Annotated in this window: 5 protein-coding genes and 1 pseudogene; all 6 read right to left on the bottom strand. The window is 34.8% G+C overall.

The features are described 5' to 3' along the window. Positions 1 to 16 precede the first annotated feature (16 nt). The gene (locus tag U473_RS04965) at positions 17 to 949 is read right to left on the bottom strand and encodes an ABC transporter permease (protein WP_181482230.1); all 933 of its coding nucleotides are present in this window, start codon (positions 947 to 949) and stop codon (positions 17 to 19) included. Further along, complete coding sequence (locus U473_RS04960; RefSeq protein ID WP_068723960.1) at positions 939 to 2,081, bottom strand: ABC transporter permease; 1,143 nt, start codon at positions 2,079 to 2,081, stop codon at positions 939 to 941. Before U473_RS04960 ends, U473_RS04965 begins: the two co-directional genes overlap by 11 nt. Continuing rightward, the gene (locus U473_RS04955) at positions 2,065 to 3,573 is read right to left on the bottom strand and encodes an ABC transporter ATP-binding protein (RefSeq protein ID WP_068727475.1); all 1,509 of its coding nucleotides are present in this window, start codon (positions 3,571 to 3,573) and stop codon (positions 2,065 to 2,067) included. Before U473_RS04955 ends, U473_RS04960 begins: the two co-directional genes overlap by 17 nt. 115 nt (positions 3,574 to 3,688) lie before the next feature. Continuing rightward, the gene (locus U473_RS04950; protein WP_068723958.1) at positions 3,689 to 4,747 is read right to left on the bottom strand and encodes a BMP family lipoprotein; all 1,059 of its coding nucleotides are present in this window, start codon (positions 4,745 to 4,747) and stop codon (positions 3,689 to 3,691) included. Positions 4,748 to 4,856: 109 nt separating this feature from the next. Then, positions 4,857 to 5,582: a GntR family transcriptional regulator gene (locus tag U473_RS04945; protein WP_068723956.1), complete on the bottom strand. Its 726-nt coding sequence runs from the start codon at positions 5,580 to 5,582 to the stop codon at positions 4,857 to 4,859. A 110-nt stretch (positions 5,583 to 5,692) separates the two neighbouring features. Further along, positions 5,693 to 7,983, bottom strand: a pseudogene (locus tag U473_RS04940) (DNA translocase FtsK). Between the last annotated feature and the right edge of the window lie 83 nt (positions 7,984 to 8,066).

Here is an 8,066-nt window from a genome sequence, read left to right as displayed (position 1 = left end):
TTTTTTATTGCTTCTTTTAACGTTGATCTTTTTCATAAGGTATCCCATCTGCTGCAGGAGCAACTGCTCTCCCTACAAAACCCATAAGAATAATTAATGTTAATACATATGGTAACATCGCTAAGATTTGCGAAGAAATTTGTATACCTGTTCCTCCAAGGTAAACGATTAGACCTTGTGCTGCCCCAAATAAGAGAGATGCCCACATTGCCCCTTGAGGCTTCCATTTACCAAAAATCATTGCAGCTAAAGCAATAAAACCTTGCCCAGAAATTAAGGTAGGTCTGAAATTAGAGACAACAGCAATGCTCATTGCCGCTCCACCAAAACCTGCAAAAACTCCTGACATAATCACAGCTAAATATCTAATTCTATAAATGTTAACACCCAACGTATCAGCTGCTTTTGGATGTTCACCAACTGCTCGTATTCTTAGACCAAGTTTCGTTTTGTAAAGGGTATACCAAATAACAAGTACAAGAAAAAAAGCAAGATAGACGGTTGCATACTGATTAAACACTAGATCTAAAAAAGAATTTTGTGGAAATACCCCATCAAAGGGTCTTGGAATTTTATTAGTTAATGGTATTGGCTTTGTCATCGTTGCCCCGTCAAAGAATAAACGACTTAAAAACAAAGCTAGTCCTGGGCCAAGAAAGTTAATGGCAATACCAGATACCACTTGATCAGCAGCAAAAGTGACAGAAGCAATAGCATGAAATAATGCTAATACACCTCCTGCAATTCCAGCAGACAAAAATCCTATCCACGGATCACCTGAAAAATAACCCACTGTTGCCCCAGTAAAGGCGCCAATCGTCATCATTCCTTCAAGTCCAATGTTAACCACTCCCGAATTCTCTGAGATGACTCCACCTAAAGCTGTATAAATAAGTGGTGTTGCATACATCAAAGTAGTTCCAATAATAAATGCTAAACTATCTAACATCTTGTTCACCTCGTTTCTTACTTCTTAGCGACAGCATCATTTTAATAAACTTTGGAATAGCAATAAAGAATACAATCGTACCCATTACAATGTTTACGACCTCTGATAGGGCACCTAAAGCAGACTGGATTTTAGGTCCACCATACTTAAGACCACCAAATAATAGACCAGCTAAAACACTACCTAAAGCTGTATTACTCCCAATTAGTGATACAGCGATTCCATCAAATCCATAACCTTCCATCGCAGCTAATACTGCAACTTTTTTCGTAACACCTAATACTTGAACAGCACCAGCCATCCCTGCTAAGGCACCAGCAATCATCATGGAGATAATAATACTTTTTTTCACACCAATTCCACCATACTCAGCAGCAAATTTGTTAAATCCCACTGATCGTAATTCATATCCCAATGTCGTTTTATTTAAAATAAACCAGACTAAGATTGCTAGTAAAATAGCTATAATAAATCCTAAGTTAATTGGTGCTCTCATCATATCAGCCAAAAATGGAAAGTTTCTAAGCCATTCTCTACCAGCTTCAGATAATTTCCATTTTTCCAAAAGTCCTATGCTAGCAGTACTTAAAACTTCATAAGATGCCTCACTTTGAGGTTTTTTAAAGCCTTCCAACATCACAACATAGTTATTTAGATATAATGCGATCCAATTCAACATGATTGTTGAAATAACTTCATGAACACCAAATTTTGCTTTTAAAAAACCTGAAATACCTCCCCACAATCCTGCAGCAGTAGCAGCCAAAACAAATACCACAAGGACATGGATAACTGGGGGCAACTTTAAAAAGTAACCTGTCAAAGCTGCTGTTAATGCCCCAATAATAAACTGTCCTTCAGCACCAATATTAAATAGTCCTGTACGAAAGGCAAAGGCAACAGATAAACCTGTCATAATGAGTGGTGTAGCGTAAATAATAGCGTATGCAATATATTTGGGTTTACTAAATATCCCTTTAAACATGACACTATAAGCTTCAAACGGATTATATCCTGCAATTGACAGTACGATGGCACCTATAATTAAGCCGATCAAAATAGAAATCAACGTAAAACCAAAGGTTCCGGAAAATAAACTTAATAATTTGCTGTTTTTATTTTTGTCCAACATCGACACCACCTCCTGCCATCATTAGTCCTAATGTGTTTTCATCAGCTTCTTTTGCATCAACAATTCCTACAATCTTTCCTTCATAGATTACGGCAATGCGGTCTGATACATTCATTACTTCATCAAGTTCTAAAGACACTAAAAGGACTGCTTTATTTTTATCTCTTTGTTCCACTAAAGCTTTATGCACATATTCAATAGCACCTACGTCAAGTCCGCGCGTAGGTTGTGCTGCGATTAGCAGGTCAGGGTCATTTGTTACCTCACGAGCAATGATCACTTTCTGTTGGTTCCCACCAGACAGAGATCTTGCTTTGGCATTTTCATCTGTTGGCCTTATGTCGAATTTTTCGATCAACTCTTTTGCAAACTCTTTTATCTTATCATGATTTAATATTCCTTTTTTTGCAAAAGGTTCCTTGTGATAATTTTCTAGAATCATATTTTCAGCAACGGTGAAGTCAAGTACAAGACCTCTTTTTTGTCGATCCTCCGGGATTGTAGATATCTTATTTTCAATGATTTCTTTTGGTATTCGATTGGTAATATCTTTACCATTAATTGAAATCCTGCCAGATTCAATCTTTCTAAGGCCAGTTATGGCTTCAATGAGTTCGCTTTGACCATTTCCATCTACACCAGCAATTCCAAGTATTTCTCCAGCATATATTTCAAGGGACAATCCGTTGACGGCATTAATTCCCCTATTGTCTTTTACCACAATGTTTTCAATAGAGAAAACTGGTTTTCCAAGTTCTCTTTCTTCTTTTTCCACCTTGAAACTTACTTCTCTGCCTACCATTTTAGCAGCCAATTCCTCTTCAGTTGTATCACTTACATCAACAGTATCAATATGTTTCCCTCTTCTTATAATCGTACAATAATCTGCTGCCATCTTAATTTCTTTCAATTTATGGGTTATGATAATGACAGATTTACCTTCACCAGTTAAATTACGAATGATTTGAATCAATTCATTGATTTCCTGCGGTGTTAAAACAGCAGTAGGTTCGTCCAAAATTAAGATATCGGCTCCACGATATAAAGCCTTTAAAATCTCAACTCTTTGTTGCATCCCAACCGTAATATCTTCAATTTTTGCATTAGGATCAACATGTAATCCATATTTTTCAGACAAATATTGAACATCCTGAATCGCCTTTTGCATATCTAGTTTGCCGAGTACCTTGGTTATTTCCATTCCCAAGATAATATTTTCTGCAACTGTAAAGGGTTCTACCAGCATAAAATGTTGATGAACCATTCCAATACCATGTTTAATCGCTACGTTTGGATTTGTAATATCAATCTTTTTTCCTTTAATATATATTTCACCAGACGTAGGTTGATAAAGTCCATATAAAATGTTCATTAACGTTGATTTACCAGCACCGTTCTCTCCTAATAATGCATGGACTTCTCCTTTATGAACAGTTAGATTTATATTGTCATTTGCTTTTAAATTTCCAAAAATCTTAGTGATGCTTTTCATCTCAACAACTTTATCCTGGAAATCTATGTGATTCAAAGAAGAACCCTCCAATCCAATCTACATATCGAAACAGCTCAGACAATTGTCCGAGCTGTTAAGTTTTTCTTTACAATTATTATTTTACTTCAAATTTATCAAAGGTTTCTTTATTGTAAGGTACTTCAATTTCCCCATTGATAATTTTTTCTTTCAAACCATTTACTTCATCTAAAATTTCTTTAGGAACGTGTTTGTCAGAGGATGGTGCAATATCGACTGCTCCTTCAGCTAATCCTAAAACGACGGTTTGCCCACCAGGGAAATTCCCTTCTTTGAGCTGTTTTACAATGTTGTAAATACCGTTATCTACACGTTTCATCGCAGAAGTAATTACGTTATCTGGCGCTAAGTTATTTTGGTCTCTGTCAACACCAATTGCGAATTTTCCTTGTTCTTTAGCAGCTTCAATAACTCCATCACCTACACCACCTGCAGCATGGAAAACGATATCTGCTCCGTCTTGGTACATGGAGTTTGCGATTGCTTTACCCTTTGCAGAGTCTGTAAAGGATTCAGCATATTGTCTTAAAACAGTAACATTAGGGTTTGCATACTTCACACCTGCTTGGAAACCATAATCAAAACCATCGATTACAACGCCTTCAATACCACCAACAAAACCAACTTTTCCAGTCTTGGTCATCTTACCAGCAATATAACCAACTAAGAAAGAAGCTTGTTCTGCTTTAAATACTACCCCAACTAAGTTCTCTGGAGTTTGATCATAAGCGTAGTCAATAATTGCATATTTTTGATCTGGGTTTTTTTGAGCTTCAGCAAGAATAGTATCTCCCATTTTGAAACCAATTCCCCAAATTAAATCATTTTCTTCGTCTAATAATTGTTCCATATTTGGTGCATAATCAGCATCTTGTTTTGATTCTTTGTAAGAAGCTTTAATTCCAAGTTCTTGTTCTGCTCTTTGTAGTCCTTCCCATGCAGACTGGTTGAAGGATTGGTCATTCACACCACCAACGTCAGTTACCATTGCAACTTTTAGCTGTTTTTCTGTTGCTTGATCTGGTTGAGCTTGTTGGTCTGGTTTTTTTGTTTCTTCTTTATCAGCACCACAACCTACTAAAAAGGTAGTCATAGCAAGAGTAAAAATAAGCATTAATGTGAAAAATTTTTTCATAAATTTAACCCCCAATTTAATTTTAAATAATGTTAAAAATAAATTGAACTCATTGAATTCCTATCTAAATTATTAACACCTCCTTACAAAAGAAAACATTTCTTACTTTTTATCTTTTTCTCAACACCTGAAATCTAAACTTGTCTGCCCTAAAATAATTGATTGAGAATAATACTGGACGATCGCTCATATCAAAATGGAGCTGTTTTAAAATCAATAATGATGATTCAGGTGGTGAATGTAATAATGGCGAAATTTTTTCATGATAACCTATTGGAATAATTTCTGTAATGGCATGGGAAATAAAAATATTAGCATGTTGTTCAAGGCTTTTAAATACAGAACCATATTGGTGAAAATCAAAATCTTTCGTTAATATACTATCGGGAATTTTATCAATACAATAAACAACAGGCTCTTCGTCTGCAGTTCTGATCCTTTCAACTCTTAGAACAAGATCTGAATCATCGAGATGGAAAGTTTTTATATCTTCTTGTGTTGCAGACGCAAAAGCTTTGTTTACATAAATAGTGCCTGCTTTCTGTCCATTCTTTTCAATCATTTGAGTGATACTAAATAATTCTTCAATACCACTTGTATATACAGGTTTAGCATTGATAAATGTTCCAACTCCGTGTTTACGTGTAATGATATTCTCATCTTCAAGAATTCGAAGAGCTTCACGCAAGGTAGCACGACTTATTCCCAAATCTTTAGATAACTCAAACTCTGATGGAAGTTTCTGCCCAGGCTTTAAGATTCTTTGTTCAATATCTTGCTTAATTTTATCGATAACCAATAGATAAAGAGGCCGTGGATCAGATCTTAAGGACATTAAAAAGCATTCCTTTCATATTAGACGTCTGACGTTATACTACATTAACATCTCACATTTATTTTCACTTTTTTTAAACAAAAAATCAACAAAAATTTCTATGAAAGCATTTAAATTGGGATCTTCATTTGTTGATACTGATCGATGCTAATAAGAACAGTACGTGGTTTACTTCCCTCATAAGGGCCTATAATACCTCTCTTTTCCATTTCATCAATCAATCTTGCAGCTCTAGTATACCCAACTCGCAACCTTCGCTGCAACATGGATACAGATGCTTGTTTTGTTTCAACCACTAATTCTACAGCTTCATAAAATAGGTCATCAAGAACCTCATCGACTTCTTCAGCTTCATTTGGCTTATTTAGTTCCGTAACAATTCCTTCTTGATAATTTGCTTGTTGTTGTTCTTTCACATATTGAACAACAGCCTCCACTTCAAGATCAGTTATAAATGCTCCTTGAACACGAACAGGTTTCGAGTAGCCCACAGGAAAGTAAAGCATATCCCCTCTACCAAGTAATTTTTCAGCTCCCCCATATCTATGATCGTTCTTGAATCAGTTTGGGAAGAAACCCCAAAGGCAATTCGTGAAGGTATGTTTGCTTTAATCAAACCAGTAATAACATCAACTGAAGGACGTTGTGTTGCAACAATTAAATGAATTCCTGCAGCCCTAGCTTTTTGAGCCAAACGAATAATTGCATCTTCTACATCATTTGGCGCAACCATCATTAGGTCTGCTAGTTCATCAATGATAACAACGATATATGGCAAAATTTGCGCCTTTTCAGGACTTTCATCGATAAGAAGTGCATTATATCTTTCGATATCACGTGCACCTTTTTCAGCAAAGCTTTCATATCTTTTTTCCATTTCATTCACAATCATTTTTAAAGCCTTTGATGCTTTTTTTGGATCAGTTACAACTGGTGATAAAAGATGGGGGATCCCATTATAAACATTAAGTTCAACCATCTTGGGATCAATCATTAAAAACTTTACTTCACTTGGTTTTGCTTTATATAGAATACTTACAATCATTGAATTAATACATACACTTTTACCTGATCCAGTAGCACCAGCTACTAATAAATGGGGCATTTTTGATAAATTCCCAATAATAGGTTCACCAGATATATCTCTACCTAGTCCGAGACTTAGTTTTGACTTAGATTCATAAAATGCTTGACTTTCTAGTACCTCCTTCAGAGTAACCACTGCAATTTCTGAGTTAGGAACCTCAATTCCTATTGCTGCTTTTCCTGGAATAGGTGCTTCGATTCGAATATCTTTTGCCGCAAGAGATAAAGCAATATCATCAGCTAAATTGACGATCCTACTAACTTTTACACCTACATCAGGTTGAATTTCAAAGCGTGTAACGGCAGGACCTCTATGTATTTGTGTTACTCGTGCTTTTACACCAAAACTTTCTAAAGTAGATTCTAATTTTTTTGCATTATTACTAATATCTTTAAATTCTTCTCCTTGTTCTTGAAATTCAGGAGAATTTAAGATATGAAAGGGAGGCATAAAATAATTTTTCTCTTCATTTTGTAAAGAAATCCCACTTAATTCAATTTCTTGATTATCGTCACCCTCTTGATTTTCTAGTTCTAAATCCATATTTAAAGGATGTGTATTATGATTAATTGTTGACTGGTTTGTTGACACGTTTCGATCCATAAAATCATGAATAATGGGTTCTTCGTAATGGTCAAAGTGATTAGAATTTGGTTCATTTTCTATATGCTCTTCATTATTTTTTTGTGGTAATTTTCTTCTTTTTGCTTTGGGTTGTTTTTGATTAAGTAATAAAAGAAAATCCTTGACTTTTTCCTCTAATACAGTTATTTGGTTTTGGAAAAAGAGCTTTATTTTTTTAAATAGCTCTACATAAGAAAAATGAAAGAAAAGAAGTATTCCTACCAAAATAAGTGCCACTAATATTACTTTTGTTCCTGAATGGTCAAAAAGGTAATTAAATAGCTGATAAAATAAAGCTCCGACCATTCCACCACCCAAATCAACATTCCCATGATCTTTCATTTCCAGAACAAATTGCTGCCATGTTGCTTTTAAGACTCCAATATCTTTATACATCCCATTTAGTTGAATATTTTCGACAAAAACTACATGGTTTAAGATAATTAGTGAAATATAAATCAAGAGTAGGCCAATTTTTCTCATAGACCAATGAAAAGAAAATTTTCTTTTGGTCATTAAGTATAACGAAAGGTATAGGCCAATTAAACTAAGAGTAAAATCCCATTGTCCCACTAAAAATCGAAAAAAAAGATTTAGGTAATCGCCAATATAGCCCATTTTGGATAATTCTATAATAAATAACACAAAAAGTAATATACCGTAGGCTTCGAATTTAAGATGTTGTTTCATTCTTTGTTTTCTAGTTTTTTTTCCTTTTTGTAACCATTATTTTTTCTCACCCGTTTTCCAATCAGCTTCCTTATAAAAGCAGC

Source organism: Tepidibacillus decaturensis (assembly GCF_001561915.1).
Lineage (GTDB): Bacteria > Bacillota > Bacilli > Tepidibacillales > Tepidibacillaceae > Tepidibacillus_B > Tepidibacillus_B infernus.
Note: the sequence above shows the minus strand (reverse complement) of the source record. Positions and strands in the feature narration are given on the sequence as shown.

What these genes read in the sequence shown, in the direction of transcription:
- U473_RS04965 (WP_181482230.1), bottom strand. Translation starts at nt 949, where the DNA reads ATGTTAGATAGTTTAGCATTTATTATTGGAACTACTTTGATGTATGCA.
- U473_RS04960 (WP_068723960.1), bottom strand. Translation starts at nt 2,081, where the DNA reads ATGTTGGACAAAAATAAAAACAGCAAATTATTAAGTTTATTTTCCGGA.
- U473_RS04955 (WP_068727475.1), bottom strand. Translation starts at nt 3,573, where the DNA reads ATGAAAAGCATCACTAAGATTTTTGGAAATTTAAAAGCAAATGACAAT.
- U473_RS04950 (WP_068723958.1), bottom strand. Translation starts at nt 4,747, where the DNA reads ATGAAAAAATTTTTCACATTAATGCTTATTTTTACTCTTGCTATGACT.
- U473_RS04945 (WP_068723956.1), bottom strand. Translation starts at nt 5,582, where the DNA reads ATGTCCTTAAGATCTGATCCACGGCCTCTTTATCTATTGGTTATCGAT.